The sequence below is a fragment of the Mitsuaria sp. 7 genome, assembly GCF_001653795.1.
Classification (GTDB): Bacteria; Pseudomonadota; Gammaproteobacteria; order Burkholderiales; family Burkholderiaceae_C; genus Roseateles.
Genome location: NZ_CP011514.1, coordinates 4,590,318 through 4,615,550, shown reverse-complemented (window position 1 = coordinate 4,615,550; position 25,233 = coordinate 4,590,318). Strand labels below are relative to the sequence as shown.

General features: G+C 62.1%; 38 protein-coding genes, 2 tRNA genes and 1 pseudogene. 37 read left to right on the top strand and 4 right to left on the bottom strand.

Features of this window, described 5'->3' with window-relative positions; translation table 11 throughout:
* Positions 1-65: 65 nt before the first annotated feature.
* On the bottom strand, positions 66-554 hold the full coding sequence (locus tag ABE85_RS20300; protein ID WP_197507086.1) for a putative toxin-antitoxin system toxin component, PIN family: 489 nt from the start codon (positions 552-554) through the stop codon (positions 66-68).
* A gap of 234 nt (positions 555-788) precedes the next feature.
* On the opposite strand from ABE85_RS20300, the gene rpsL reads away from it, so the two are divergent.
* The 15 genes from rpsL (at position 789) to rpsQ (ending at position 10,861) form a co-directional block, all read left to right on the top strand.
* Positions 789-1,163, top strand: coding sequence for a 30S ribosomal protein S12 (gene rpsL / locus ABE85_RS20295; RefSeq protein ID WP_067278874.1), 375 nt, complete (start codon positions 789-791; stop codon positions 1,161-1,163).
* Between the two features lie 159 nt (positions 1,164-1,322).
* Positions 1,323-1,793 carry a 30S ribosomal protein S7 gene (rpsG, locus tag ABE85_RS20290; RefSeq protein ID WP_067070490.1) on the top strand — a complete coding sequence of 157 codons (471 nt, stop codon included), beginning with the start codon at positions 1,323-1,325 and terminating at the stop codon, positions 1,791-1,793.
* 69 nt (positions 1,794-1,862) lie between these two features.
* Positions 1,863-3,965, top strand: coding sequence for an elongation factor G (fusA, locus tag ABE85_RS20285; RefSeq protein ID WP_067278872.1), 2,103 nt, complete (start codon positions 1,863-1,865; stop codon positions 3,963-3,965).
* A 158-nt stretch (positions 3,966-4,123) separates the two neighbouring features.
* Positions 4,124-5,314, top strand: coding sequence for an elongation factor Tu (gene tuf / locus ABE85_RS20280; RefSeq protein WP_067278870.1), 1,191 nt, complete (start codon positions 4,124-4,126; stop codon positions 5,312-5,314).
* Between the two features lie 134 nt (positions 5,315-5,448).
* Positions 5,449-5,763 (top strand): 30S ribosomal protein S10, encoded by a 315-nt coding sequence (gene rpsJ / locus ABE85_RS20275; RefSeq protein ID WP_067278868.1) that lies wholly within the window; start codon positions 5,449-5,451, stop codon positions 5,761-5,763.
* 306 nt (positions 5,764-6,069) lie between these two features.
* Complete coding sequence (gene rplC, locus ABE85_RS20270) at positions 6,070-6,741, top strand: 50S ribosomal protein L3 (protein WP_067278865.1); 672 nt, start codon at positions 6,070-6,072, stop codon at positions 6,739-6,741.
* Positions 6,741-7,361 carry a 50S ribosomal protein L4 gene (gene rplD / locus ABE85_RS20265; RefSeq protein ID WP_067278862.1) on the top strand — a complete coding sequence of 207 codons (621 nt, stop codon included), beginning with the start codon at positions 6,741-6,743 and terminating at the stop codon, positions 7,359-7,361. Before rplC ends, rplD begins: the two co-directional genes overlap by 1 nt.
* On the top strand, positions 7,358-7,672 hold the full coding sequence (gene rplW, locus ABE85_RS20260; RefSeq protein ID WP_067278857.1) for a 50S ribosomal protein L23: 315 nt from the start codon (positions 7,358-7,360) through the stop codon (positions 7,670-7,672). Before rplD ends, rplW begins: the two co-directional genes overlap by 4 nt.
* Entirely contained in the window at positions 7,672-8,496 is an 825-nt protein-coding gene (rplB, locus tag ABE85_RS20255; RefSeq protein WP_067278854.1) for a 50S ribosomal protein L2, read from the top strand. Before rplW ends, rplB begins: the two co-directional genes overlap by 1 nt.
* Positions 8,497-8,509: 13 nt before the next feature.
* The gene (gene rpsS, locus ABE85_RS20250) at positions 8,510-8,788 is read left to right on the top strand and encodes a 30S ribosomal protein S19 (RefSeq protein ID WP_058933599.1); all 279 of its coding nucleotides are present in this window, start codon (positions 8,510-8,512) and stop codon (positions 8,786-8,788) included.
* An 11-nt stretch (positions 8,789-8,799) separates the two neighbouring features.
* On the top strand, positions 8,800-9,129 hold the full coding sequence (gene rplV / locus ABE85_RS20245) for a 50S ribosomal protein L22 (protein WP_067283213.1): 330 nt from the start codon (positions 8,800-8,802) through the stop codon (positions 9,127-9,129).
* Positions 9,130-9,144: 15 nt separating this feature from the next.
* The gene (rpsC, locus tag ABE85_RS20240) at positions 9,145-9,954 is read left to right on the top strand and encodes a 30S ribosomal protein S3 (protein ID WP_067278851.1); all 810 of its coding nucleotides are present in this window, start codon (positions 9,145-9,147) and stop codon (positions 9,952-9,954) included.
* A 12-nt stretch (positions 9,955-9,966) separates the two neighbouring features.
* On the top strand, positions 9,967-10,383 hold the full coding sequence (gene rplP, locus ABE85_RS20235; RefSeq protein ID WP_067278848.1) for a 50S ribosomal protein L16: 417 nt from the start codon (positions 9,967-9,969) through the stop codon (positions 10,381-10,383).
* Between the two features lie 14 nt (positions 10,384-10,397).
* Positions 10,398-10,595, top strand: coding sequence for a 50S ribosomal protein L29 (gene rpmC, locus ABE85_RS20230; RefSeq protein ID WP_067278845.1), 198 nt, complete (start codon positions 10,398-10,400; stop codon positions 10,593-10,595).
* Positions 10,592-10,861: a 30S ribosomal protein S17 gene (gene rpsQ, locus ABE85_RS20225; RefSeq protein ID WP_067278841.1), complete on the top strand. Its 270-nt coding sequence runs from the start codon at positions 10,592-10,594 to the stop codon at positions 10,859-10,861. The genes rpmC and rpsQ overlap by 4 nt, the downstream gene beginning before the upstream one ends.
* Here rpsQ and ABE85_RS27725 read toward each other — a convergent pair.
* Complete coding sequence (locus ABE85_RS27725; protein ID WP_157522673.1) at positions 10,849-10,995, bottom strand: hypothetical protein; 147 nt, start codon at positions 10,993-10,995, stop codon at positions 10,849-10,851. The two genes, rpsQ and ABE85_RS27725, sit on opposite strands and share 13 nt — an antisense overlap.
* 29 nt (positions 10,996-11,024) lie before the next feature.
* Between ABE85_RS27725 and ABE85_RS20220 the strand changes: the two genes are divergently transcribed.
* The 22 genes and pseudogenes from ABE85_RS20220 (at position 11,025) to ABE85_RS20125 (ending at position 23,406) form a co-directional block, all read left to right on the top strand.
* The gene (locus tag ABE85_RS20220; protein WP_067278838.1) at positions 11,025-11,534 is read left to right on the top strand and encodes a peroxiredoxin; all 510 of its coding nucleotides are present in this window, start codon (positions 11,025-11,027) and stop codon (positions 11,532-11,534) included.
* 258 nt (positions 11,535-11,792) lie between these two features.
* Positions 11,793-12,161: a 50S ribosomal protein L14 gene (rplN, locus tag ABE85_RS20215; RefSeq protein WP_058933605.1), complete on the top strand. Its 369-nt coding sequence runs from the start codon at positions 11,793-11,795 to the stop codon at positions 12,159-12,161.
* 25 nt (positions 12,162-12,186) lie between these two features.
* Positions 12,187-12,504, top strand: coding sequence for a 50S ribosomal protein L24 (gene rplX / locus ABE85_RS20210; protein ID WP_067278835.1), 318 nt, complete (start codon positions 12,187-12,189; stop codon positions 12,502-12,504).
* 10 nt (positions 12,505-12,514) lie between these two features.
* A complete protein-coding gene (rplE, locus tag ABE85_RS20205; protein ID WP_067278833.1) occupies positions 12,515-13,054 on the top strand; it encodes a 50S ribosomal protein L5 in 540 nt (179 codons plus the stop codon).
* 8 nt (positions 13,055-13,062) lie between these two features.
* Positions 13,063-13,368, top strand: coding sequence for a 30S ribosomal protein S14 (gene rpsN, locus ABE85_RS20200; RefSeq protein WP_067065192.1), 306 nt, complete (start codon positions 13,063-13,065; stop codon positions 13,366-13,368).
* Between the two features lie 23 nt (positions 13,369-13,391).
* A complete protein-coding gene (rpsH, locus tag ABE85_RS20195) occupies positions 13,392-13,787 on the top strand; it encodes a 30S ribosomal protein S8 (RefSeq protein WP_058933609.1) in 396 nt (131 codons plus the stop codon).
* 18 nt (positions 13,788-13,805) lie between these two features.
* Complete coding sequence (gene rplF / locus ABE85_RS20190) at positions 13,806-14,339, top strand: 50S ribosomal protein L6 (protein ID WP_067278830.1); 534 nt, start codon at positions 13,806-13,808, stop codon at positions 14,337-14,339.
* A gap of 11 nt (positions 14,340-14,350) precedes the next feature.
* Complete coding sequence (gene rplR / locus ABE85_RS20185) at positions 14,351-14,710, top strand: 50S ribosomal protein L18 (protein ID WP_067278827.1); 360 nt, start codon at positions 14,351-14,353, stop codon at positions 14,708-14,710.
* Positions 14,711-14,728: 18 nt separating this feature from the next.
* Positions 14,729-15,247, top strand: a complete 519-nt coding sequence (gene rpsE / locus ABE85_RS20180) for a 30S ribosomal protein S5 (protein ID WP_067278825.1) — start codon at positions 14,729-14,731, stop codon at positions 15,245-15,247.
* Between the two features lie 16 nt (positions 15,248-15,263).
* Positions 15,264-15,446, top strand: a complete 183-nt coding sequence (gene rpmD / locus ABE85_RS20175; RefSeq protein ID WP_067278823.1) for a 50S ribosomal protein L30 — start codon at positions 15,264-15,266, stop codon at positions 15,444-15,446.
* A 25-nt stretch (positions 15,447-15,471) separates the two neighbouring features.
* Positions 15,472-15,903 carry a 50S ribosomal protein L15 gene (gene rplO / locus ABE85_RS20170; protein WP_067278821.1) on the top strand — a complete coding sequence of 144 codons (432 nt, stop codon included), beginning with the start codon at positions 15,472-15,474 and terminating at the stop codon, positions 15,901-15,903.
* Between the two features lie 26 nt (positions 15,904-15,929).
* Positions 15,930-17,240, top strand: coding sequence for a preprotein translocase subunit SecY (secY, locus tag ABE85_RS20165; RefSeq protein WP_067278819.1), 1,311 nt, complete (start codon positions 15,930-15,932; stop codon positions 17,238-17,240).
* Positions 17,241-17,299: 59 nt separating this feature from the next.
* Positions 17,300-17,477: pseudogene (infA, locus tag ABE85_RS28105) on the top strand (translation initiation factor IF-1).
* A gap of 62 nt (positions 17,478-17,539) precedes the next feature.
* The gene (gene rpmJ, locus ABE85_RS27110) at positions 17,540-17,653 is read left to right on the top strand and encodes a 50S ribosomal protein L36 (RefSeq protein WP_058933616.1); all 114 of its coding nucleotides are present in this window, start codon (positions 17,540-17,542) and stop codon (positions 17,651-17,653) included.
* A 36-nt stretch (positions 17,654-17,689) separates the two neighbouring features.
* The gene (rpsM, locus tag ABE85_RS20160; protein ID WP_067278817.1) at positions 17,690-18,055 is read left to right on the top strand and encodes a 30S ribosomal protein S13; all 366 of its coding nucleotides are present in this window, start codon (positions 17,690-17,692) and stop codon (positions 18,053-18,055) included.
* Positions 18,056-18,081: 26 nt separating this feature from the next.
* On the top strand, positions 18,082-18,486 hold the full coding sequence (rpsK, locus tag ABE85_RS20155) for a 30S ribosomal protein S11 (RefSeq protein WP_067278814.1): 405 nt from the start codon (positions 18,082-18,084) through the stop codon (positions 18,484-18,486).
* Positions 18,487-18,745: 259 nt separating this feature from the next.
* The gene (rpsD, locus tag ABE85_RS20150) at positions 18,746-19,369 is read left to right on the top strand and encodes a 30S ribosomal protein S4 (protein ID WP_067278811.1); all 624 of its coding nucleotides are present in this window, start codon (positions 18,746-18,748) and stop codon (positions 19,367-19,369) included.
* A 141-nt stretch (positions 19,370-19,510) separates the two neighbouring features.
* A complete protein-coding gene (locus ABE85_RS20145; RefSeq protein WP_067278809.1) occupies positions 19,511-20,503 on the top strand; it encodes a DNA-directed RNA polymerase subunit alpha in 993 nt (330 codons plus the stop codon).
* Positions 20,504-20,594: 91 nt separating this feature from the next.
* Positions 20,595-20,984 (top strand): 50S ribosomal protein L17, encoded by a 390-nt coding sequence (gene rplQ / locus ABE85_RS20140; RefSeq protein WP_067278807.1) that lies wholly within the window; start codon positions 20,595-20,597, stop codon positions 20,982-20,984.
* Positions 20,985-21,174: 190 nt separating this feature from the next.
* Positions 21,175-23,067 (top strand): protein-disulfide reductase DsbD, encoded by a 1,893-nt coding sequence (gene dsbD, locus ABE85_RS20135; protein WP_067283210.1) that lies wholly within the window; start codon positions 21,175-21,177, stop codon positions 23,065-23,067.
* Positions 23,068-23,134: 67 nt separating this feature from the next.
* Positions 23,135-23,211, top strand: a tRNA-Met gene (locus ABE85_RS20130).
* Positions 23,212-23,329: 118 nt separating this feature from the next.
* A tRNA-Met gene (locus ABE85_RS20125) sits at positions 23,330-23,406 on the top strand.
* Between the two features lie 96 nt (positions 23,407-23,502).
* Here the strand turns inward: ABE85_RS20125 and selD are convergent.
* Together selD and ABE85_RS20115 are read right to left on the bottom strand one after the other, a co-directional pair.
* The gene (gene selD / locus ABE85_RS20120; protein WP_067278805.1) at positions 23,503-24,579 is read right to left on the bottom strand and encodes a selenide, water dikinase SelD; all 1,077 of its coding nucleotides are present in this window, start codon (positions 24,577-24,579) and stop codon (positions 23,503-23,505) included.
* A 25-nt stretch (positions 24,580-24,604) separates the two neighbouring features.
* Positions 24,605-25,228, bottom strand: a complete 624-nt coding sequence (locus ABE85_RS20115; protein ID WP_067278802.1) for a tRNA-uridine aminocarboxypropyltransferase — start codon at positions 25,226-25,228, stop codon at positions 24,605-24,607.
* Between the last annotated feature and the right edge of the window lie 5 nt (positions 25,229-25,233).

The following is a 25,233-nucleotide window of genomic DNA, read 5'->3' as shown; positions in this document are numbered from 1 at the left end:
GAGGCTGCCGTCCCGCAAGGGCGGCAGCCTTTTTTCATTGGCCCGACGGAATCAACCGTCGGGCGTCAAGGGTTGAGCTTCAGCCAGGCCGCGGGGGACAGGATGGGGAGCCCGAGCTTCGCCGCGCGTTTGGCCACCTTGAGGACGGCCCGATCGCGCGAGATGAGGGTTGTCGGCCGCGAGGCGGCCAAGGCGAGGCCAAGATCGATGAACTTCTGGTCGTCGGTGTCACTGCAGCGCGGGCGAGCGATGCCGAGCTCCGGCTCCTCCACGAAGTGGCAATGCTGTTCGAAGGCTTCATGGATGCGCGCGAGATCCGGCGCATAACGCGCGGCTACGCCGCGGCTGATGACATGGAGGAGCTCCCCCTTCATGGCGAACGTTGCGGTCCAATTCAAGCGCCGGCTTACTACGGCTGCAATCAGCGGAACCAGGCTGGCCTCATCGAAGACCAGCCAGTCCATCACGATCTGCGTGTCCAGGATGACCAGCGGACTGGCGGTGTGGGCGTTGTCCGGATGCAGCGGAAAAGCGGTCGAAGCGGCGTCGTTCATAGGGTCCGGGAGCATAGCGTCTTGTGTGTTCGGGATGAACTCGCCTACAATCGCCGGCTCTCCAGCATGTCTTGATGCGTCCCGAGTCCAGGTTTCGAACCGGGCTGGGGTTGATTCGAGCGTGGTGCCGCAAGGTGCTGCGCTTTTGTCGCTTGTGGAAGGCCCTCGATCTCGCGGGCTTCCGGAAGGCCAGGGCGTGCTGGGGTTGTGACTTCAAACGGGAACAAGTTACTTATGCCAACCATCAATCAGCTCGTTCGCCACGGTCGTGAGACCGAGGTGACGAAATCCAAGTCGCCGGCTATGCAGTCGTGCCCGCAACGTCGTGGCGTCTGCACCCGCGTGTACACCACCACGCCGAAGAAGCCGAACTCGGCGCTTCGTAAGGTCGCCAAGGTGCGTCTGACCAACGGTTTCGAGGTCATCTCGTACATCGGCGGTGAAGGCCACAACCTGCAAGAGCACAGTGTCGTGCTCGTGCGCGGTGGCCGGGTCAAGGACTTGCCGGGTGTGCGTTACCACATCGTGCGCGGTTCGCTCGACCTGCAAGGCGTCAAGGATCGCAAGCAGTCGCGTTCCAAGTACGGCGCGAAGCGCCCGAAGAAGTAAGGCTTCACAGCCAAGGTCTTGGTGGCCGAGAGGTCATCGAATATTTGCGGCCCGAGTGCTTGTGCACCGGAAGCCGAGTAAGTGGATCCCCCCAGATGTCGGTGGAGATCCCCGGCGGGGTGAAAGCCCTGACCAACTGAAGCATTGAAGGAAGAATCCATGCCACGTCGTCGCGAAGTACCCAAGCGCGAGATCCTCCCGGACCCGAAGTTCGGTAGCGTTGATCTGTCCAAGTTCATGAACGTCATCATGGAATCGGGCAAGAAGGCTGTTGCAGAGCGCATCATTTACGGCGCCCTGGAGCAAGTCGAGCAGAAGTCCGGCAAGGACCCGCTCGAGATCTTCATGATCGCGATCAACAACGTGAAGCCCATGGTCGAAGTGAAGTCCCGCCGTGTTGGCGGTGCGAACTACCAAGTTCCCGTGGAAGTTCGCCCCGTCCGCCGTCTGGCCCTCGCCATGCGCTGGTTGAAGGAATCCGCGCGCAAGCGCGGTGAGAAGTCGATGGCCCAACGTCTGGCCAACGAACTGCTGGAGGCCTCTGAAGGCCGTGGTGGCGCGATGAAGAAGCGCGACGAAGTCCACCGCATGGCAGACGCCAACAAGGCGTTCTCGCACTTCCGCTTCTAATCAAGACCTCTCTGGCCGCCTCGGGTTACTACTGACCCGATGGCGGCTCCATGCATTTGGAGTGACACCATGTCCCGCAAGACCCCCATCGAGCGCTACCGCAACATCGGTATCTCGGCGCACATCGATGCCGGCAAGACCACCACGACGGAACGCATCCTGTACTACACCGGTGTGAACCACAAGATCGGTGAAGTGCACGACGGCGCTGCCACGATGGACTGGATGGAGCAGGAGCAAGAGCGCGGCATCACGATCACGTCGGCTGCGACGACCTGCTTCTGGAAGGGCATGGACATGTCCTACCCTGAGCACCGCTTCAACATCATCGACACCCCCGGACACGTTGACTTCACGATTGAAGTCGAGCGTTCGATGCGCGTGCTGGACGGCGCCTGCATGGTGTACTGTGCCGTCGGCGGCGTGCAGCCCCAGTCGGAAACCGTCTGGCGCCAGGCCAACAAGTACCGTGTGCCGCGTCTGGCGTTCGTGAACAAGATGGACCGTACCGGTGCCAACTTCTTCAAGGTCGTCGACCAGATGAAGACCCGCCTGAAGGCGAATCCGGTGCCCATCGTGATTCCCATCGGTGCTGAAGAAAACTTCACCGGCGTCGTGGACCTGCTCAAGATGAAGGCCATCATCTGGGACGAGGCTTCGCAGGGCATGAAGTTCGAGTACCAGGACATTCCGGCAAACCTCGTCGACACCGCCAACGAATGGCGCGAGAAGATGGTCGAGGCTGCTGCGGAAGCCACCGAAGAGCTGATGAACAAGTACCTTGAGACGGGCGACCTGACCGAGGAAGAAATCAAGCTCGCGATCCGCAAGCGCACCATCGCGACCGAGATCCAGCCGATGCTGTGCGGCACCGCGTTCAAGAACAAGGGCGTGCAGCGCATGCTGGACGCCGTCATCGACTTCCTGCCGTCGCCGCTGGACATCCCGCCGGTTTCGGGCACGGACGAAGATGATCAGCCGATCTCGCGTCAGCGTACTGACGAAGAGAAGTTCTCGGCCCTGGCCTTCAAGCTGATGACCGACCCGTACGTCGGCCAACTGACCTTCGTGCGCGTCTATTCGGGCGTGCTGCAGTCGGGTGCGACCGTCTACAACCCGGTCCGCGGCAAGAAAGAGCGCATCGGCCGGATCCTGCAGATGCACGCCAACCAGCGTGAGGAAATCAAGGAAATTCTGGCGGGCGACATCGCTGCATGCGTGGGTCTGAAGGACGTTACCACGGGCGAAACCCTGTGCGATCCCGACAGCATCATCACGCTCGAGCGCATGGTGTTCCCGGAGCCGGTGATCTCGCAGGCTGTCGAGCCGAAGACCAAGGCTGACCAGGAAAAGATGGGTATCGCGCTGGGCCGTCTGGCTGCCGAAGATCCGTCCTTCCGCCTGCGTACCGACGAAGAGTCCGGCCAGACCATCATCTCGGGCATGGGCGAGCTCCACCTGGAAATCATCGTCGACCGCATGAAGCGTGAGTTCGGCGTTGAAGCCAACGTGGGCAAGCCGCAGGTGGCTTATCGCGAAACGGTCCGCAAGTCGGTCACCGACGTCGAAGGCAAGTTCGTGCGTCAGTCGGGCGGCAAGGGCCAGTACGGTCACGTCGTCTTCTCGCTGGAGCCGCAAGAAGCCGGCAAGGGCTTCGAGTTCGTCGACGCCATCAAGGGTGGCGTGGTGCCTCGCGAGTTCATCCCCGCGGTCGAGAAGGGTGTCGTCGACAGCCTGCCGAATGGCGTGCTGGCCGGTTACCCGGTTGTGGACGTGAAGGTCACGCTGACGTTCGGTTCGTACCATGATGTGGACTCGAACGAAAACGCGTTCAAGATGGCTGCCTCGATGGGCTTCAAGGAAGCCTGCCGTCGCGCCAGCCCGGTCATCCTCGAGCCGATGATGGCCGTGGAAGTCGAAACGCCGGAAGACTATGCTGGTACGGTGATGGGCGATCTGTCCAGCCGTCGCGGCATGGTGCAAGGCATGGACGACATGATCGGTGGTGGCAAGATCATCAAGGCAGAAGTTCCTCTGTCCGAGATGTTCGGTTACTCGACCTCGCTGCGTTCGGCCACGCAGGGCCGTGCGACGTACACGATGGAGTTCAAGCACTACAGCGAAGCTCCGAAGAACGTCGCCGACGCGATCGTCACCGCTCGCGCGAAGTGATGACCTGAGCCGGTGCTCCTGCGCGCCGGCTCGCTTCGTTTTCGATCACCGAATCGTCTTCGCAGTGACTCCTCCCGGTTGCCGGTCGCCGGGGCATCAGGACACTGCGGAAACGCTAAACCAACAGACCGGGCAGATGCTCTTTTTGGAGAATTGAAATGGCAAAAGGCAAGTTTGAACGTACCAAGCCGCACGTGAACGTGGGCACGATTGGTCACGTGGACCATGGCAAGACGACGCTGACGGCCGCGATCGCGACCGTGCTGTCGAAGAAGTTCGGCGGCGAAGCCAAGGCTTACGACCAGATCGACGCGGCGCCGGAAGAGAAGGCTCGTGGTATCACGATCAACACCGCGCACGTCGAGTACGAGACGGCCAACCGCCACTACGCGCACGTTGACTGCCCGGGGCACGCTGACTATGTGAAGAACATGATCACTGGCGCGGCGCAGATGGACGGCGCGATCCTGGTGTGCTCGGCCGCTGACGGCCCGATGCCCCAGACCCGCGAGCACATCCTGCTGGCGCGTCAGGTCGGTGTGAAGTTCATCATCGTCTTCCTGAACAAGTGCGACATGGTGGACGACGCCGAGCTGCTGGAGCTGGTGGAAATGGAAGTCCGCGAGCTGCTGAGCAAGTACGACTTCCCCGGCGACGACACCCCGATCATCAAGGGTTCGGCCAAGCTGGCGCTGGAAGGCGACACGGGCGATCTGGGCGAGCAGGCCATCATGCGTCTGGCTGACGCGTTGGACACCTACATCCCCCAGCCGGACCGTGCCATTGACGGCGCGTTCCTGCTGCCGGTGGAAGACGTGTTCTCGATCTCGGGCCGTGGCACCGTGGTGACGGGCCGTGTCGAGCGCGGCATCATCAAGGTCGGCGAGGAAATCGAGATCATCGGTATCCGCGAAGTCCAGAAGACGACCGTGACCGGCGTGGAAATGTTCCGCAAGCTGCTGGACCAGGGCCAAGCTGGCGACAACGTCGGTATCCTGCTGCGCGGCACCAAGCGTGAAGACGTCGAGCGCGGCCAAGTGCTGGCCAAGCCCGGCTCGATCAAGCCGCACACCCACTTCACCGCTGAGATCTATGTTCTGAGCAAGGAAGAGGGCGGCCGTCACACCCCGTTCTTCAACAACTACCGCCCCCAGTTCTACTTCCGCACGACGGACGTGACTGGCGCCGTGGAGCTGCCGAAGGACAAGGAAATGGTCATGCCTGGCGACAACGTCAGCATCACCGTGAAGCTGATCGCTCCGATCGCCATGGAGCAGGGTCTGCGCTTCGCCATCCGTGAAGGCGGTCGTACCGTCGGCTCGGGCGTCGTGGCCACCATCATCGAGTAAATCTTTTGCTGGTACCCGTCGGGTACCGGTGAGACGAGTCGCCCACTTCGGCGGGTGGCTCGTCCCCCACTCGGCGGCGCCATCGCTGCCTCCGCGATGCCTCGAGCATTGCGTCGCTCTTTGAAGGAAAAGTCATGTCTACCAAGCAAAAGATCCGCATCCGGCTGAAAGCCTTCGATTACAAGCTGATCGACCAATCGGCCCTGGAAATCGTGGAAACCGCCAAGCGCACTGGCGCGATCGTCAAGGGTCCCGTGCCCCTGCCGACCCGCAAGGAACGTTTCGACATCCTGCGTTCGCCGCACGTCAACAAGACGTCGCGTGACCAGTTTGAAATCCGCACCCATCAGCGTCTGATGGACATCGTCGACCCGACCGACAAGACCGTCGACGCGCTGATGAAGCTGGACCTGCCGGCCGGCGTGGACGTCGAGATCAAGCTGCAGTAATGCAGTCGCGCCGGAGCGATCCGGCTGCTTATTGAAAGGCGACCTTCGGGTCGCCTTTTTCTTTGGGCGCAGGTGGCGCTCGGCTTGCGGTGCGGTCAGGGTTGGCGCTATACTCCGCAGCTTTTCCGCGCCGGGATTCCCTGGCGCGGCTTCGTCGCATCGCCGTCGAAGGGGTTTGGGGCCTTTACCCCTGTCCTCATCGAAGGAGCGATGCTTGTCGGCCCGGCCAATCGATGTCGGGTGTGTGAAATGACTTCAGGCGTTCGGCGGTGTCTCCGTCGAAGCGTTCGGGGTCAGGAGAAAACCATGAGTCTTAGCAATCGTCTCGGATTGCTGGGCCGCAAGGTGGGCATGATGCGTGTGTTCACGGTTGACGGTGATACCGTCCCCGTGACCGTGCTGGACGTGTCCAACAACCGCGTGACCCAGATCAAGACCGAAGAAACCGACGGCTACAGCGCCATCCAGGTGACGTACGGTGCTCGCAAGGCATCGCGCGTCACCAAGCCGCAAGCGGGTCACCTCGCCAAGGCTGGTGTTGAAGCCGGTGAAATCATCAAAGAATTCCGCGTGGATGCCGCGGTCGCCGCCGAATACAAGGCCGGCGCTCAAGTCCCCGTGACGCTGCTCGCCGCCGGCCAACTGGTCGACGTGCAGGGCACCTCGATCGGTAAGGGCTTCGCAGGCACCATCAAGCGCCACAACTTCAGTTCGCAACGCGCTTCGCACGGTAACAGCCGCTCGCACAATGTTCCTGGCTCCATCTCGATGGCGCAGGATCCGGGTCGCGTGTTCCCGGGCAAGAAGATGTCGGGCCACCTTGGTGACGTCACCGTGACCGTCCAGAACCTGGATGTCGTCCGCATCGACGAAGCCCGTCAGCTGGTGCTGGTGCGTGGCGCCGTTCCTGGCGCGAAGGAAGGATTCGTCGTGATCCATCCGGCCGTCAAGGTCAAGGCCAAGAAGGGAGCCAACTGATGCAACTCGAGCTCCTGAATGAGCAGGGTCAGGCGACGTCGAAGGTCGACGCTCCCGATACCCTTTTCGCTCGTGACTACAACGAAGCCCTGGTGCACCAGGTGGTCGTGGCCTATCAGGCCAATGCCCGTCAAGGTACCCGCGCCCAGCTGACTCGTGCTGAAGTTCGTCACTCGACGAAGAAGCCGTTCCGTCAAAAGGGCACTGGCAACGCGCGTGCTGGTATGACGTCCTCGCCGCTGTGGCGTGGGGGCGGTCGCATCTTCCCGAACAAGCCTGACGAGAACTTCTCGCACAAGCTGAACAAGAAGATGTACCGCGCTGGCATGGTTGCGATCCTGTCGCAACTGGCCCGTGAAGGCCGTCTGGCTGTGGTGGACTCGATCTCGATCGAGGCGCCCAAGACCAAGCTGCTGGCTGCCAAGCTCAAGGGCATGGGTCTGAATCACGTCATGGTGATCTCCGACCAAGTGGACGACAACCTGCTGCTCGCTTCGCGCAATCTGCCGAACGTGCTGGTGGTCGAGCCGCGTTACGTCGATCCGCTGTCGCTGGTCTTCTACAAGAAGATCCTGGTGACGAAGGCTGCGATCGAGCAATTGAAGGAGATGCTGGCATGAGCGCGCCCAAGTTTGCTGATGGCCGTCTGGCCAAGGTGCTGCTCGCTCCGATCGTGTCCGAGAAGGCCACGATGGCTGGCGAAAAGCACAACCAAGTCCTGTTCAAGGTCTTGCGCGATGCGACGAAGCCCGAGATCAAGGCCGCTGTTGAACTGATGTTCAAGGTCGAGGTCGACGCTGTGAACGTCGTCAACGTCAAGGGCAAGACCAAGCGCTTCGGTGGCCGTCAAGGCCGTCGCGACCACGTCAAGAAGGCGTATGTGTCGTTGAAGGCTGGCCAGGAGCTCAACTTCTCCGGGGAGGCTGCGTAATGGCCGTCGTTAAAGTCAAGCCGACTTCGCCAGGCCGTCGTGGCGTGGTGAAGGTGGTGCATAAGCACCTGCACAAGGGCGCTCCCGAGGCTTCGCTGCTCGAGCCCCAGAAGCAGAACTCCGGCCGTAACAACAACGGTCACATCACGATGCGCCACAAGGGCGGTGGTCACAAGCACCACTACCGTGTGGTCGACTTCCGTCGCAACAAGGATGGCATCCCGGCGAAGGTCGAGCGCATCGAGTACGACCCGAACCGTACGGCCCACATCGCTCTGGTGTGCTATGCCGACGGCGAGCGTCGCTACATCATTGCTCCGCGCAATCTGGAAGTCGGCTCGACGATCCTGAGCGGCGCTGAGGCTCCGATCAAGGTCGGCAACACCTTGCCTATCCGCAACATTCCCGTGGGTTCGACGATCCACTGCGTGGAACTGCTGCCGAGCAAGGGTGCCCAGATCGCGCGTTCCGCTGGTACCTCCGTGGTGCTGATGGCGCGTGATGGTTCGTACGCCCAGATCCGTCTGCGCTCCGGCGAAGTCCGCCGCGTGCACATCGACTGCCGCGCCACCATCGGTGAAGTGAGCAACGAAGAGCACAGCCTGCGCCAGTACGGCAAGGCCGGCGCCATCCGCTGGAAGGGCATCCGCCCGACCGTGCGTGGTACCGCCATGAACCCGGTCGACCACCCGCACGGTGGTGGTGAGGGTCGTACGGGTGAAGGTCAGGCCCCTGTGTCGCCGTGGAACACCCTGACGAAGGGCTACCGCACTCGCAACAACAAGCGCACGCAGACTTTCATCGTCTCGCGTCGCAAGAAGTAAGGGGTAGACCAACATGGCTCGTTCCCTCAAGAAGGGTCCCTTCGTGGACCATCACCTGATGGCCAAGGTCGACAAGGCTGTTGCCATCAAGGACAAGAAGCCGATCAAGACCTGGTCGCGCCGTTCGACGATCCTGCCCGAGTTCATCGGTCTGACGATCGCTGTGCACAACGGCAAGCAGCACGTGCCGGTCTATGTGTCCGACCAGATGGTTGGTCACAAGCTGGGTGAGTTCGCTCTGACCCGTACCTTCAAAGGCCACCCGGCCGACAAGAAGGCCGGCAAGAAGTAAGGATGACGACGATGGAAACCAAAGCAATCGTTCGTGGCGTCCGCCTGTCGTTTGATAAGGGCCGCCTCGTGGCGGACCTGATCCGCGGCAAGAAGGTGGATCAAGCGCTGAACATCCTCGAGTTCACCCAGAAGAAGGCCGCGCTGATCATCAAGAAGGCGCTGGAATCGGCGATCGCCAATGCCGAGCACAACGACGGTGCCGACATTGACGAGCTGAAGGTCACTTCGATCTACGTGGAGCAGGGCACCACGCTGAAGCGGTTCTCCGCGCGCGCCAAGGGCCGCGGCAATCGCATCAGCAAGCCGACCTGCCATATCTACGTGACCGTCGGCCACTGAGCCTGAAGGAAGACTATGGGACAGAAAATTCATCCGACTGGCTTCCGCCTGCCCGTCACCCGTAACTGGGCGTCGCGCTGGTACGCGAACAACCAGAACTTCGCCACGATGCTGGCCGAAGATCTGCAAGTTCGCGAGTTCCTGAAGGCCAAGCTGAAGAACGCCGCCGTTTCGCGCATCCTGATCGAGCGTCCTGCGAAGAACGCCCGCATCACGATCTTCTCGGCCCGTCCGGGCGTGGTGATCGGCAAGAAGGGCGAGGACATCGAGAACCTGAAGGCCGAACTGACCAAGCGTCTGGGCGTGCCTGTGGCGGTCAACATCGAGGAAGTGCGCAAGCCTGAAATCGATGCCCAGCTGATCGCCGACTCGATCACCCAGCAGCTCGAAAAGCGCATCATGTTCCGTCGTGCCATGAAGCGCGCGATGCAGAACGCGATGCGTCTGGGCGCGCAGGGCATCAAGATCATGTCTGCCGGCCGTCTGAACGGCATCGAAATCGCTCGTACCGAGTGGTATCGCGAAGGCCGTGTGCCCCTGCACACCCTGAAGGCTGACATCGATTACGGCTTCTCCGAAGCCAAGACCACCTACGGCGTGATCGGCGTCAAGGTGTGGGTGTACCGCGGTGACCGCCTGGCCAATGGCGAGGCCCCCGTGATCAACACCCCCCCGGGTGCCGAAGATGATCGTCGTCCCCGTCGCAATGCCCGTCCGGGCGCGCCGGGTGGCCGTGGTCGTGGCGACAAGCCTGCCGAAGGCGGCGACAAGCCTGCTGCGAAGCGTGTGGTGCGCAAGCCCGCCGCTGACGGCGGCCAGGCGTAAGGAGAACTCAACATGCTGCAACCCGCTCGTCGCAAATACCGCAAGGAGCAAAAGGGCCGCAACACTGGTGTTGCGACCCGCGGCGCGACCGTTGCTTTCGGTGACTTCGGCCTGAAGGCCACCGAACGCGGCCGCATCACGGCTCGTCAGATTGAAGCGGCTCGCCGCGCCATCTCGCGTCACATCAAGCGCGGTGGCCGGATTTTCATCCGGATCTTCCCGGATAAGCCGATCTCGCAAAAGCCCGCCGAAGTCCGTATGGGCAACGGCAAGGGAAATCCGGAGTACTACGTGGCTGAGATCCAGCCCGGCAAGGTGCTCTACGAGGTCAATGGCGTGCCTGAGGCTCTGGCGCGCGAGGCGTTCACGCTGGCCGCTGCCAAGCTGCCCCTGCGCTGCACCTTCGTGGCCCGCCAGCTCGGCGCCTGATTGGAGAACACCCCATGAAAGCATCTGAACTGCGCGCGAAAGACGTGACCGCCTTGAAGAAGGAAGTCACCGATCTGCTGAAGGCCCACTTTGGTCTGCGCATGCAAAAGGCGACGCAACAACTGACCAACACTTCGGTGTTGGGCAATACGCGTCGTGACATCGCCCGCGCCAAGACCATCCTGGCCGAGAAGAAGGGAGCCGCGAAATGACGCAAGCTCAAGAGAAGAACACCCGCACCCTGATCGGTCGCGTCGTCAGCGACAAGCGCGCCAAGACGATCACCGTGCTGGTTGAGCGCCGTGCCAAGCACGAGCTTTACGGCAAGATCGTGGCCCGTTCCCGCAAGTACCACGCCCATGATGAAAATGGCGAGTACAAGATGGGTGACGTGGTCGAGATCGCCGAAGGCCGTCCGCTTTCGAAGACCAAGAGCTGGGTTGTGACCCGCCTGGTCCAGAAGGCTCAGTTGGTCTGATCGCCAATGTCGCGCAGCGAGCGCGACATGTGCCACGCGCGGGAGACCGCGACCTGGCCGGAAATGGCTGGAACATCGGAATTCCCGGTGTCCAGCCATTTTTCATTTTTCGCGGCACACTCTGCCGCTTTCATTCAACCGACAACAGAATCAGGAGCGCGACATGCTGAAAGTGGGCGATCAACTGCCGGCCGGTAATTTGCAGGAATTCATCGAGGTCGAGGGCGAGGGTTGCTCGCTCGGCCCGAACAGTTTCGACATTGAGAAGCTGACTGCGGGAAAGACGGTGGCGATTTTCGCGCTGCCTGGCGCGTTCACGCCGACCTGCTCCGCGCAGCATGTCCCCGGCTATGTCGCGGAGGCTGATGCGCTCAAGGCTGCGGGTGTGGATGAAATCTGGTGTGTGTCCGTCAACGATGCGTTCGTGATGGGGGCCTGGGGTCGTGAACAGAAGACCGCCGGCAAGGTCCGCATGATGGCTGATGGCAGCGCCACGTTCACCCAAGCCACTGGTTTGACGCTCGACCTTGTCGCGCGCGGCATGGGCCTGCGCTCGCAGCGCTACTCGATGCTGGTCAAGGACGGCGTGGTCAAGAGTCTCAACATTGAGGCGCCGGGCAAATTCGAGGTCAGCGATGCGGGAACGCTGCTCAAGCAGGCGCAATCGCTCTGACGAGCAACAACATCAGTTGACAGGCGGATTGTGCTTGCCGCATAATCCGCAGCTTCGCCGAATGGTGGCTCCGTCGCTCGACGGGTTCTGTGACCAGCGCACAGGACAGCAGCCTTCGGTTCTAGGTTTCTTGCCCATTTAGGCCAGACGCGGGTCGCCGCAAGGTGACAGGTGATTGGCTTACGGGCCCAAGACTGACCGCTCTCTGGATGGCTGCGATGGTCGCAGTTGCCTTAGCGGGAAAAGTTGGGGACAGACATGATCCAAATGCAATCGCGACTCGACGTCGCGGACAACACTGGCGCCAAGTCCGTCATGTGCATCAAGGTGCTTGGTGGTTCCAAGCGTCGTTATGCACATATTGGCGACATCATCAAGGTCAGCATCAAGGAAGCTGCGCCGCGAGGCCGCGTCAAAAAAGGCGAGGTCTATAACGCGGTGGTCGTGCGCACTGCCAAGGGTGTGCGCCGCCAAGACGGCTCCCTGGTCAAGTTCGACGGCAATGCCGCCGTGCTGCTGAACGCCAAGCTGGAGCCCATCGGCACCCGCATCTTCGGCCCGGTCACGCGTGAACTGCGTACCGAGCGCTTCATGAAGATCGTGTCGCTGGCGCCTGAGGTGCTCTAAGCCCCGCTCAGACAAAGGTATTGCCATGAACAAGATTCGCACAGGCGACGAGATCATCGTCCTGACCGGCCGCGACAAGGGTAAGCGCGGCACCGTTACGCTGCGTGTGGACGCTGACCATGTCGTCATCGACGGCATCAACGTCGTCAAGAAGCACGTCAAGCCGAATCCGCTGAAGGGTACGACTGGCGGCATCGTTGACAAGTCCATGCCCATCCATCAATCCAACGTGGCGATCTTCAACGCCGCTTCCGGCAAGGCCGATCGCGTGGGCATCAAGCTCGGCGCCGATGGCAAGCGGGTGCGCGTGTTCAAGTCGACCGGCGAAGAGATCAAGGCCTAAGGGGTAAGACATGGCTCGTTTGCAAGAGTTCTATCGCGAGAAAGTCGTCCCCGGTCTGACCGAGAAGTTCGGCTACAAGTCCGTGATGGAAGTGCCGCGCATCACCAAGATCACGCTGAACATGGGCGTGAGCGAGGCGGTCGCCGACAAGAAGGTCATGGACCACGCCGTGGGCGACCTGACCAAGATCGCTGGCCAGAAGCCGGTCGTTACGAAGTCGAAGAAGGCGATCGCCGGCTTCAAGATTCGTGACGGCGTGCCTATCGGCTGCATGGTGACCCTGCGTGGCGCCACGATGTACGAATTCCTGGACCGTTTCGTGACCGTGGCCCTGCCGCGCGTGCGTGACTTCCGTGGTATCTCGGGTCGTTCGTTCGACGGTCGCGGTAACTACAACATCGGCGTCAAGGAACAGATCATCTTCCCCGAAATCGAATACGACAAGGTGGATGCTCTGCGTGGTCTGAACATCAGCATCACGACGACTGCCAAGACGGACGACGAAGCCAAGGCACTGCTGGCTGCGTTCAAGTTCCCGTTCAAGAACTGAGGTGACCCGTGGCAAAACTCTCGATCAAGCAACGTGAGCTGAAGCGCGCCCAACTGGTCGCCAAGTACGCGAAGAAGTACGCGGAACTGAAGGCCATCATCGACGACAGCAAGAAGTCGGACGAAGAGCGCTATCTGGCCCGCCTGGAGCTGCAGAAGCTGCCCCGCAACGCCAACCCGACCCGCCAGCGCAACCGCTGCGAGCTGACCGGCCGCCCCCGCGGTACGTTCCGCAAGTTCGGCCTGGCACGTAACAAGATTCGTGAGCTGGCCTTCAAGGGCGACATCCCCGGTGTCGTCAAGGCCAGCTGGTAATCGGCAGGTTTAGGAGATTTCGTATGAGCATGAGTGATCCTATCGCCGATATGCTGACCCGCATTCGCAACGCCCAGAGCGTTGAGAAGGCCAGCGTCGTGATGCCTTCGTCGAAGCTGAAGGTCGCGATCGCCAAGGTCCTGAAGGATGAAGGCTATATCGATGATTTCGCGGTGCGTGGCGATGCAGCCCGCCCGGAGCTCGAGATCGCGCTGAAGTATTACGCCGGCCGTCCGGTGATCGAGCGCATCGAGCGCGTGAGCCGTCCCGGCCTGCGCATCTACAAGGGCCGCCACGATATTCCCCAGGTCATGAATGGCCTGGGTGTGGCGATCGTCACCACCCCGAAGGGCGTGATGACCGACCGCAAAGCACGTCAAGCCGGTGTCGGCGGCGAAGTGCTCTGCTACGTCGCATAAGCCAAGGAGAGACAGACAATGTCCCGCGTTGGAAAAATGCCGGTCGTCCTCCCGCAAGGCGTGGAAGTGACGATCACTGCTGAGAAGATCAGCGTCAAGGGTGCCCAGGGCACTCTGTTCGTGGCGGTGAACCCTCTGGTCACGGTCAAGCTCGAAGGCGGCAAGCTGACGTTCGTTCCGGTCAACGAATCGGCGGAAGCTGATGCGATGAGCGGCACGATGCGTGCCTTGCTGGCCAACATGGCCAACGGCGTCAGCAAGGGCTTCGAAAAGAAGCTGAACTTGGTCGGCGTGGGTTTCCGCGCCCAGGCTCAAGGTCAGAAGCTGAATCTGCAGATCGGGTTCTCGCACCCGGTCGTCAAGGACATGCCGGCTGGTATCAAGGTCGAATGCCCGACGCAGACGGAAATCCTGATCAAGGGTGCCGATCGCCAAGTCGTCGGTCAGATTGCCGCTGAAGTGCGTGCGATCCGTCCGCCGGAGCCCTACAAGGGCAAGGGCATCCGCTACGCCGACGAAAAGGTCTCCCTCAAAGAGACCAAGAAGAAGTAAGGAGCCGCGCCATGCTGAACAAGAAGGAACAACGCCTGCGTCGTTCGCGTCAAACGCGTGCTCGCATCGCCCTGCAGCGCGTGGCCCGTCTGACGGTCTTCCGCTCGAACCTGCACATCTACGCTTCGGTCATCTCCGAAGACGGTCAGCGCGTGCTGGCTTCCGCCTCGACTGCCGAGAAGGAAGTGCGTACGCAGCTGTCCGGCAAGGGTGGCAACGTCGCCGCCGCGAGCCTGATCGGCAAGCGCATCGCCGAAAAGGCGAAGGCTGCTGGCGTCGAGAAGGTGGCTTTCGATCGCTCGGGCTTCGCCTACCACGGTCGTGTCAAGGCCTTGGCTGAAGCCGCTCGCGAAGCCGGCCTGCAGTTCTGACGCTCAAAGGATTAGGAAATGGCAAAGTTTCAACCCCGCGCTCAGACCGAAGGCAACGACGACGGCCTGAAGGAAAAGATGATCGCGGTCAACCGCGTCACGAAGGTTGTGAAGGGCGGCCGCACGCTGTCCTTCGCTGCGCTGACCGTGGTCGGTGACGGCGATGGCCGCATCGGCATGGGCAAGGGCAAGGCCAAGGAAGTTCCGGTTGCCGTGCAAAAGGCAATGGAATCGGCCCGCCGCAACATGGTCAAGGTTCAGCTGCGTAACGGCACCATCCAGCACAACGTGGTGGGTGAGCACGGTGCGGCGCACGTGATCATGGCTCCGGCTCCGGCCGGTACCGGTGTGATCGCAGGCGGTCCCATGCGCGCCGTCTTCGAAGTGATGGGTGTGACCGACATCGTGACCAAGAGCCACGGTTCGACCAACCCTTACAACATGGTCCGTGCCACGCTGGACGCGCTCAAGCGCTGCTCCACGCCTGCCCAAGTGGCAGCGAAGCGCGGCAAGACGGTTGAAGAAATCTTCAACTGAGCGCCAGGAGATCGAGATGTCTGAAAAGAAAACGCTCACGGTCAAGCTGGTCCGTAGCCCGATCGGCTGCCGCGAGGATCATCGCGCGACGGTGGTTGGCCTGGGTCTTCGCAAGCTGAACAGCACGAAGACGCTGGAGGACACCCCGGCGGTCCGCGGCATGATCAACAAGATTGCCTACCTGGTGCAGGTGCTGTAAGCACGGCATCGACGAGGAACACAACATGCAACTCAATACCATCAAGCCAGCCACCGGTTCCAAGCACGCCAAGCGTCGCGTGGGCCGTGGCATTGGCTCCGGTCTGGGTAAGACCGCAGGCCGTGGGCACAAGGGTCAGAAGTCGCGCGCCGGTGGCTTCCACAAGGTGGGCTTCGAAGGCGGCCAGATGCCGCTGCAACGTCGCTTGCCCAAGCGTGGTTTCAAGTCGCTGGCTCGTCCGTTCAATGCGGAAGTGACGCTGTCGGAACTGAACCAGCTGACCGGCGAAGAGATTGACCTGCTGACGCTCAAGGCCGTTGGCCTGGTGTCCGAGCTGGCGAAGGCTGTCAAGGTCATCAAGTCCGGTGAGATCACTCGCAAGGTGAGCATCAAAGGCTTGGGCGTGACGGCTGGCGCGAAGGCGGCGATCGAAGCCGCCGGCGGCTCCGTCGCTTGATCATCCAAGCACAGGACTAGGCAGCAGTGGCAAGCAACGCATCACAGTTGGCCAAGAGTGGCAAGTTCGGCGACCTGCGTCGCCGGCTTGTGTTCCTGGTGCTCGCGCTGGTCGTCTACCGCGTTGGGGCTCACATCCCTGTACCCGGCATCGATCCGACGCAGCTCCAGCAGCTGTTCAAGGGTCAGCAGGGCGGCATCCTGAGCCTGTTCAACATGTTCTCTGGCGGTGCGCTGTCGCGCTTTACCGTCTTCGCGCTGGGCATCATGCCCTACATTTCGGCCTCGATCGTCATGCAGTTGATGACATACGTGGTGCCGAGCTTGGAGGCGCTGAAGAAGGAAGGCGAAGCGGGGCGTCGCAAGATCACGCAGTACACGCGCTATGGCACCTTGGGTCTGGCGATTTTCCAAAGCTTGAGCATTGCTTTCGCGCTGGAAAGCTCGCCTGGGCTGGTGCTGAGCCCGGGCTTCGGCTTCCGCATCACTGCGGTGACGAGTTTGGTGGCCGGCACGATGTTCCTGATGTGGCTGGGTGAGCAGATCACCGAGCGCGGTCTGGGTAATGGTATTTCGATCCTGATCTTCGGCGGTATCGCCGCAGGTCTGCCGGGTGCCATCGGTGGTCTTCTCGAGTTGGTTCGGACCGGCGCGATGAGCGTGATCTCCTGCCTGCTGGTGATTGCAATCATCATCGGCGTGACCTATCTGGTTGTGTTCGTGGAACGTGGTCAGCGAAAGATCTTGGTGAATTACGCCAAGAGACAGGTTGGGAACAAGGTGTATGGCGGCCAAAGCTCGCATCTGCCGCTGAAGCTGAACATGTCGGGTGTGATTCCGCCGATCTTCGCGTCGTCGATCATCCTGCTGCCGACCACGCTCGTGAGTTGGTTTGCGACGGGTGACAGCATGCGCTGGTTGAAGGACATCTCGGATGCACTGCGTCCGGGGCAGCCGATCTATGTGCTGCTGTATTCAGCAGCGATCGTGTTCTTCTGCTTCTTCTACACGGCGCTGGTGTTCAACAGCCGTGAGACCGCAGACAACCTGAAAAAGAGTGGTGCGTTCATTCCTGGGATTCGTCCTGGTGATCAAACCGCTCGGCACATCGACAAGATCCTGTCGCGGTTGACGCTGGCTGGCGCGGTGTATATCACTGGCGTGTGCCTGCTGCCTGAGTTCCTCACGCTGAAGTACAACGTACCGTTCTACTTCGGTGGCACTTCGCTGCTGATCATCGTGGTCGTCACAATGGATTTCTGGGCTCAGGTTCAGTCCTATGTGATGAGCCAGCAGTACGAGTCGTTGCTGAAGAAGGCCAGTTTCAAGGCCAACTGAGACGCTGGGCAAATAGAAATATTGGATCCAATTTGGCGAATGTGAAGGTATGACGAGAGATGCGTCATTCGAATGCAAAGGGAGTTCTTGAGGACTTTCCCAATGCGACCTTCCAAACCGAATTGGAAAGCAGTTACGTCGTTCTCGATCGCTCCATCCCGCTTTCAGGGCAGAGTGACCGATGAACTGACGCAGTACGATTTGAGTCGTGCTCGCATCGTGTTCCGGGCGAAGTGAGCTTTTTAGCAACCCCCGGATCAACGCTGATTGAGCGAACAGAGTAGGTCAAGGAGCAGACCATGAAAGTTTCGGCATCTGTCAAGAAGATGTGCCGCAATTGCAAGATCATCCGTCGTAATGGCGTGGTGCGTGTGATCTGTACCGATCCGCGGCACAAGCAGCGCCAAGGCTGATTGGCCTAACGACTGCAAGCGAATTAGAGGACGCACATGGCACGTATTGCTGGTATCAACATTCCGCCGCATAAGCACACGGAGATCGGTCTGACTTCGATCTACGGCATTGGCCGTATGACCGCGCAGAAGATCTGCAACAACTGCGGCATCCCGCTGGACAAGAAGGTCAAGGACCTGAACGACTCCGATCTGGAAAAGATTCGTGAGGAAGTCGGCCGCATGACCATCGAAGGCGACCTGCGTCGCGAGATGTCCATCAACATCAAGCGCCTGATGGATCTGGGTTGCTATCGTGGCTTCCGGCATCGCCGTGGCCTGCCGGTGCGCGGCCAGCGTACCCGCACGAATGCCCGTACCCGCAAGGGTCCGCGCAAGTCGGCGGCGACTGGCAAGAAGTAATCCGCGGCATCTGAAGAAAGCTAACCATGGCAAAAGCACCCAATAACCAGGCTGCCCAGCGCGTTCGCAAGAAGGTTCGCAAGAACGTCGCCGACGGTATTGCTCACGTTCACGCGTCGTTCAACAACACCATCATCACGATCACTGATCGGCAAGGTGGTGCGTTGTCTTGGGCGTCGTCGGGCGGCCAGGGCTTCAAGGGCTCGCGCAAGTCGACCCCCTTCGCGGCCCAGGTGGCTGCCGAAGTGGCGGGCCGCGCTGCTCAAGAGCAAGGCATCAAGAATCTGGACGTCCGGATCAAGGGCCCAGGCCCGGGTCGCGAATCGTCGGTGCGTGCTCTGGCTGCGCTCGGCATTCGCATCAACTCGATCTCTGACGTGACGCCGGTGCCGCACAACGGTTGCCGTCCGCAGAAGCGCCGCCGCATCTAAGCGGTGCCGCTGAACGGTCGCAACTAGTGCGATAATCTCCGGTTCGTTAAGAACACGCCGGCTGGTGCGAAAGCACCAGCCGGCCGTTTTGCTGAGGGGGCTGAACCGCCACCTCGGCGGGTATCGGCGGAGACGCCGACCCGGTTGAAGTCTCCGACTTCTTGAAGCCCACCGTCCGAGCCTACAAAAACACTGGCCGGACTCGCGCGTTGCACGGAATGTTTCCGAGCTCGCGTCAGATTGATGAAGGACACGCAAAGTGGCACGTTACCTCGGCCCGAAGGCCAAACTTTCCCGCCGTGAAGGCACCGACCTGTTCCTGAAGAGCGCCCGCCGCGCCATCAGCGACAAGGCCAAGTTCGACACCAAGCCTGGCCAACATGGCCGCACCTCGGGTCAGCGCACGTCCGACTTCGGCCTGCAGCTGCGCGAGAAGCAGAAGGTCAAGCGCATGTATGGCGTGCTGGAGCGTCAGTTCCGCCGCTACTTTGCTGAAGCCGAGCGCCGCAAGGGCTCGACCGGTGTCAACCTGCTGGTGCTGCTGGAATCGCGCCTGGACAACGTCGTCTATCGCATGGGCTTCGGCTCGACCCGCGCGGAAGCCCGTCAGCTGGTCTCGCACAAGAGCATCACCGTGAACGGCGAAGTTGTGAACATCGCTTCCTACCTGGTGAAGGCCGGTGACGTTGTCGCTGTGCGTGAGAAGTCCAAGAAGCAGCTGCGCATCGTCGACAGCCTGAAGCTGGCCGAGTCGATCGGTCTGCCGGCCTGGGTGGCCGTGGACGCCACGAAGCTGGAAGGCATCTTCAAGAAGACGCCGGATCGCGACGAGTTCGGCGCCGAGATCAACGAGTCGCTGATCGTTGAGTTGTACTCGCGTTAATTCTTTCGTGCCTGCCGAGCGGCCCTGCAAGGGCCTGCTCGGCTTTTCCTCGTCCGGGCATCGCCAGCAGTTGTGGGCGTGCCTGGTTGGTCCCTCAGCCTTATCGGTGTAACGAACCGAGGGTATTGAAAGAAAGACCTCATGCAAACGAATTTGCTCAAACCCAAATCCATCACTGTGGAGCCCCTGGGCGGTCATCGCGCCAAGGTGATCCTGGAGCCGTTCGAACGCGGCTATGGCCACACGCTGGGCAACGCCCTGCGTCGCGTGCTGCTGTCCTCGATGGTGGGTTATGCGCCGACGGAAGTGACGATCGCGGGCGTGCTGCACGAGTACTCCGCCATCGACGGCGTTCAGGAAGATGTGGTCCACATCATGCTGAACCTGAAGGGCGTGGTGTTCCGCCTGCACAACCGTGAGGAAGTGACGCTGGTCCTGCGCAAGGAAGGCGAAGGCCCGGTCACGGCCGCCGACATCCAGACCCCGCACGACGTCGAGATCATCAACCCGGATCATGTCATCGCCCACCTGTCGCAAGGCGGCAAGCTGGACATGCAGATCAAGGTCGAGAAGGGTCGCGGCTACGTGCCCGGCAACATGCGCCGCTACGGCGACGAGCCGACCAAGGCCATCGGCCGCATCGTGCTGGACGCTTCGTTCAGCCCGGTGAAGCGCGTCAGCTACGCCGTCGAGAACGCCCGCGTCGAGCAGCGTACCGACCTGGACAAGCTGGTCATGGAGATCGAGACCAACGGCGCGATCTCGCCGGAGGAAGCGATCCGCGCTTCGGCCAAGATCCTGGTCGAGCAGATGGCCGTCTTCGCGCAGCTGCAGGGTACCGATCTGGTCGACGTGTTCGACCAGGCCCCGGCCGCTCGTTCCAGCAGCTTCGATCCGATCCTGCTGCGTCCGGTCGATGAGCTTGAGTTGACCGTGCGCTCGGCCAACTGCCTGAAGGCCGAGAACATCTATTACATCGGTGACCTGATCCAGCGTACCGAGACCGAGCTGCTGAAGACCCCGAACCTGGGTCGCAAGTCGCTGAACGAAATCAAGGAAGTGCTCGCCTCGCGCGGCCTGACCCTGGGTTCGCGTCTCGAGAACTGGCCGCCCCAAGGTCTCGACAAGCGTTGATTTTTGAATGAGGACGGATCTGACGATCCGTCCGGTGCCCCCGGCAGTACCTGATCCGGCTGCTGGCAATAACTGAAGGAAGGAAAGCACCATGCGCCACCGTAACGGCCTCCGTAAACTGAACCGCACCAGCGAACACCGCGCCGCGATGTTCCGCAACATGGCGGTCTCGCTGCTGAAGCACGAAGCCATCAAGACCACGCTGCCCAAGGCGAAGGAACTGCGCCGCATCGTCGAGCCGCTGATCACCCTGGCCAAGGAAGCGACTGTCGCGAACCGCCGTCTGGCCTTCGACCGCCTGCGCGACCGCGACATCGTCGTGAAGCTGTTCAACGAACTGGGCCCGCGTTTCGCGACCCGTCCGGGCGGCTACACCCGCATCCTGAAGATGGGCTTCCGCGTCGGCGACAACGCGCCGATGGCGTATGTCGAACTCGTGGACCGTCCTGATGCCGCCGAAGGCGAAGGCTCTGCTGAATAAGCAGCGACTCGCGTCCGCTCAGAAGGCCAGCAGCAATGCTGGCCTTTTTTCTTGTGTGTCCGCGATACGCGCAACGCGGGCAGGGCATGGCGTCTGTCCAACGTCATGTGGCCCCGCTTGGCGCTAAGCTTCGCGCCTTTCCGACCTCACGGCGATGCGCGCTCACCCGGCCCGCATGCGCCCCGCGTTCATGACTCTCATTGCCCTGATGCGACGCCTGCTGCCGGCTTTGCTGCTGGCGCTGGCCTCGACCTTGCTCGCCGGGCCGGCGCGCGCCGATGATTTCCTTGATCCTGAGCAGGCCTTCAAGATCGATGTGCAACTGACCGGCGATCGCGAGTTCCAGGTGAACTTCGCGATCGCGCCCGGCTATTACATGTACCGCGACCAGTTCAAGCTGGACGCGACCGACGCGAAGTTCGGCGACATCGCCTGGCCGACCCCGAAGCGCAAGTTCGACGAGACCTTCCAGAAGGAGGTCGAGACCTATCGCGATCACCTGAGCATCAAGGTGCCGGTGGAGGCGATGGCCGCCGGTCCGCTGAAGCTGGTGCTGACGGGGCAGGGCTGCGCGGACAAGGGCCTGTGCTATCCGCCGATGAAGAGCCAGTTGACCCTGGGCCTGAAGGGCTTCGGTGGCGATGGGGCCGTGAAGATCGGCGCGGCGCCGGATGCGCTCAGCGGCTTTGGCGTTGCCAATGCGGTGGCGGCCACACCTGCCGACGCGTCTCCGTTGAAGGCGGCGGAGGATGCGCAGGCGCCCACAGCGAAGTCGTCGGGCGGATCCCCGCTCGACGATGTGCTCGCGTCCGGCCGGTTGTGGCTGGTCATCGGTGCGTTCTTCGCCGCCGGCGTCCTGCTGTCGCTCACGCCCTGCGTGCTGCCGATGCTCCCGATCCTGTCCTCGATCATCGTCGGTCAGGGTGAGGCTCCGTCGCGCGCCCGCGGGTTCTTCCTGGCGTTCAGCTATTCGCTCGGCATGGCGCTGCTTTACACGGCGTTGGGCGTGGCGGCTGGGCTCGCTGGCGGTGGCCTGGCGGCCTACCTGCAGAAGCCCTGGGTGCTGGCTCTGTTTGCGCTGCTGCTGGTCGGGTTCTCGCTATCGATGTTCGGCGTCTACGAGATCCAGTTGCCCAGCCGCTTCACCGGCGGTGTCTCGGACGCCACGCAGCGCCTGCCTGCCGGCAAGTTCGTCAGCGTGTTCGTCATGGGCGGCTTGTCTGCATTGATCGTCAGCCCCTGCGTGGCCGCGCCCTTGGCCGGCGCGTTGCTCTACATCAGCCAGACCGGCAACGTGGCAATCGGCGGCCTGGCGCTGTTCGCGCTCGCCTGGGGCATGAGCGTGCCGCTGCTGCTTCTGGGGCTCTCGGCCGGCACGCTGCTGCCGCGCGCAGGCGCGTGGATGGAAACGGTCAAGCACTTCTTCGGCCTGCTCCTCCTCTCGGTGGCGCTGTGGATCGTGCAACCGGTGCTGCCGCCGGTGATTGCTCAGCTCCTCTGGGGCGCGCTGCTGGTGGCCGTAGCGGCCCTCCTGGGACTCTTCCAACGCACAGAGGGCAGCACGCCACGCGTGTGGCTGCGAAAGAGCGCGGCGGTGGCGGCGATGGTGTTCGGGGTGGCGCAGTTCATTGGCGTCGCCGCAGGCGGGACCGATACGTTGAAGCCGCTGGCCGGAGTGGTCGGCGCGAGCAAGGTGACGGGTGCGGCCTCCATTGCAGAATCCTCTGCGGCAAGCTTCCGCAAGATCGCAACGGTCGCCGAATTGGACGAGGCGTTGCGCAGCGCTGGCAGGCCGGTGATGCTGGATTTCTATGCGGACTGGTGCGTGTCGTGCAAGGAGATGGAGCGCTTCACCTTCACCGACGCGCGCGTGCAAGCGAAGTTGAACGGCGCCTTGCTGCTGAAGGCCGACGTCACCGCGAACAACGCCGGCGACCGGGAACTGCTGAAGCGCTTCAAGCTCTTCGGCCCGCCGGGGACGATTTTCTTTGACGCCAAGGGCGAGGAACTGACCGGCGTGCGCGTGATCGGATTCCAGGACGCCGATCGCTTCCTGCAGTCGCTGCAGGCCGCCGGGCTTTGATTCTGGAAAGACTGTCGTCGAAAGTTGAGGCGGCAGTCCTTTTCGTGCTACACTCTCATTCTTCAGTCGCGGGGTGGAGCAGTCTGGTAGCTCGTTGGGCTCATAACCCAAAGGTCGTAGGTTCAAATCCTGCCCCCGCAACCAGAACATTGAACGTTGTCGCAAGACAGCGTTGTTGAATGGAACGAAAGCCGGAACGGCATTGATGTCCTCTCAACGAATCGGCAGATCAGCGTCGTCGCTGGTCGCCAATCGGTACAGCCGCGGGGTGGAGCAGTCTGGTAGCTCGTTGGGCTCATAACCCAAAGGTCGTAGGTTCAAATCCTGCCCCCGCAACCAATCGAACAAGGGCCCTCATGCGAGGGCCCTTCGTTTTTTCCGGTGGCGATCCCGTCGACGTGCTGTGCGAGTCAGGCTTGGTTGCGGCCCATGGTGTCAGCTGACTTTCAGTCGTGCGCCGTCGTCAGATGCGACCAGGCGCCCGATGACGGAGGCGGCGCCGAAGCCATGTCGCGCAAAGACGTCCAGCACATGACCAACGGCCGCTGGGGTGCACGAGACGAGCAGGCCACCACTGGTCTGCGGATCGCTGAGCAGTGCTTGCGTCTCCGTCGGCAACGAGGCGGAGAGTGCGATCTCGGTGCCATAGGCGGACCAGTTGCGTCCCGACGCCCCGGTGATCAGGCCGTCGGCGGCCAGCGATCGGACGCCCTCGAGCAAGGGCACCGCCGCCCAATCGAGTTCGATCCCGCAGCGCGATCCACGTGCGATCTCGAGCGCATGCCCGGCCAGGCCGAAGCCGGTCACGTCGGTCAGCGCATGCACGCCGTCGAGTGCCGCCAGCTCGGGCCCGGGCGTGTTCAAGAGGGTGGTCGTCTCCAGCATCCGTTGATAGGACGCGTCGTCGAGTCTGCCCTTCTTCAACGCGGCCGACATCACGCCCACGCCAAGCGCTTTGCCCAGCACGAGCACATCGCCGACCTTGGCGTCCGCGTTGCGTTTCACGCGCGAAGGATGGACGAGTCCCAGCGCGACCAGTCCATAGATCGGCTCGACGGAGTCGATCGTGTGTCCACCGGCGATGGGGATCCCCGCCTGACGGCAGACGGAAGCGCCGCCTTCAAGGATGCGTCCGATCGTCGCTGCGCTCAGCACCGCGATCGGCATGCCGACGAGTGCCAGCGCCATGATGGGCCGCCCTCCCATTGCGTAGACGTCGCTGATCGCATTGGTCGCGGCAATGCGGCCAAAGTCGTGCGGGTCGTCGACGATCGGCATGAAGAAATCGGTCGTCGCCACCAGGGCCTGCTCATCGTTGAGTCGATAGACCGCCGCGTCGTCCGAGGTTTCGATGCCGACCAGCAACTCCTTGGGCACCGGCAGGGCATTCGTGCTCTTGAGAATCTCCGAGAGCACGCCTGGCGCGATCTTGCATCCGCACCCGCCGCCGTGGGACAGCGAAGTCAATCGCGGCTCGGAGACCGGGGCGGGGGATGCGTCGTGGGGCGTCATGGCGCCGCAGCTTACCTCTGGTGCTTCAAACCAGCGAGGGTGTGGGGTGACCCGCCAGCCGCCGCTGCAGATCGACAAAGGCCTCCATGGCCTGCCAGAGCGGCCGATAACGAAGCTTGTCGCCATCGAGCGCTGCCAGCGCCAACGCGCAGGCTTCCAGTGTGCTGCGCTGTGTGTGCGCATGGGCGCGGCGGATGGTGTAGCGCGACGGCGGCGGCGTATCGAGGGCGAGTCGCGGCAGCGCCTGCAGCCAGGGGTTCAGCGCGAGCAGTCGGCGACTGCCGCGCCAAGTGCCGTCGAGCGCCACCAGCGTTGTCGCTGCGACGCCCGTGGCCATTGATGCTGCTTGATGGATCGACGGACTGGTCGGGGCCTCGCCGGTTGCCCGGGGGTAGAGCAGCACAAGGCCATCGAGGGAGCGCGGTGGATCGAAGCGTTCCCCGACACGCACCTCGACGCGGGACAGGCATCGCGCCAACAGCCTGGCGGTCCCTTTTGCGTGCCCAGCCTCGTCGGACTGCTGGAGGATAAGCACCGCAGTGAGATTCTCAACAAGGCGTACGCAGCCGCACCAGCAAGCGACGAGCGGCCGTCCGCACCCCTCGCAGAGGGCGCGTCGGCCGCTCAGGCCACCTGGGGTGGCGGGCATCGGCG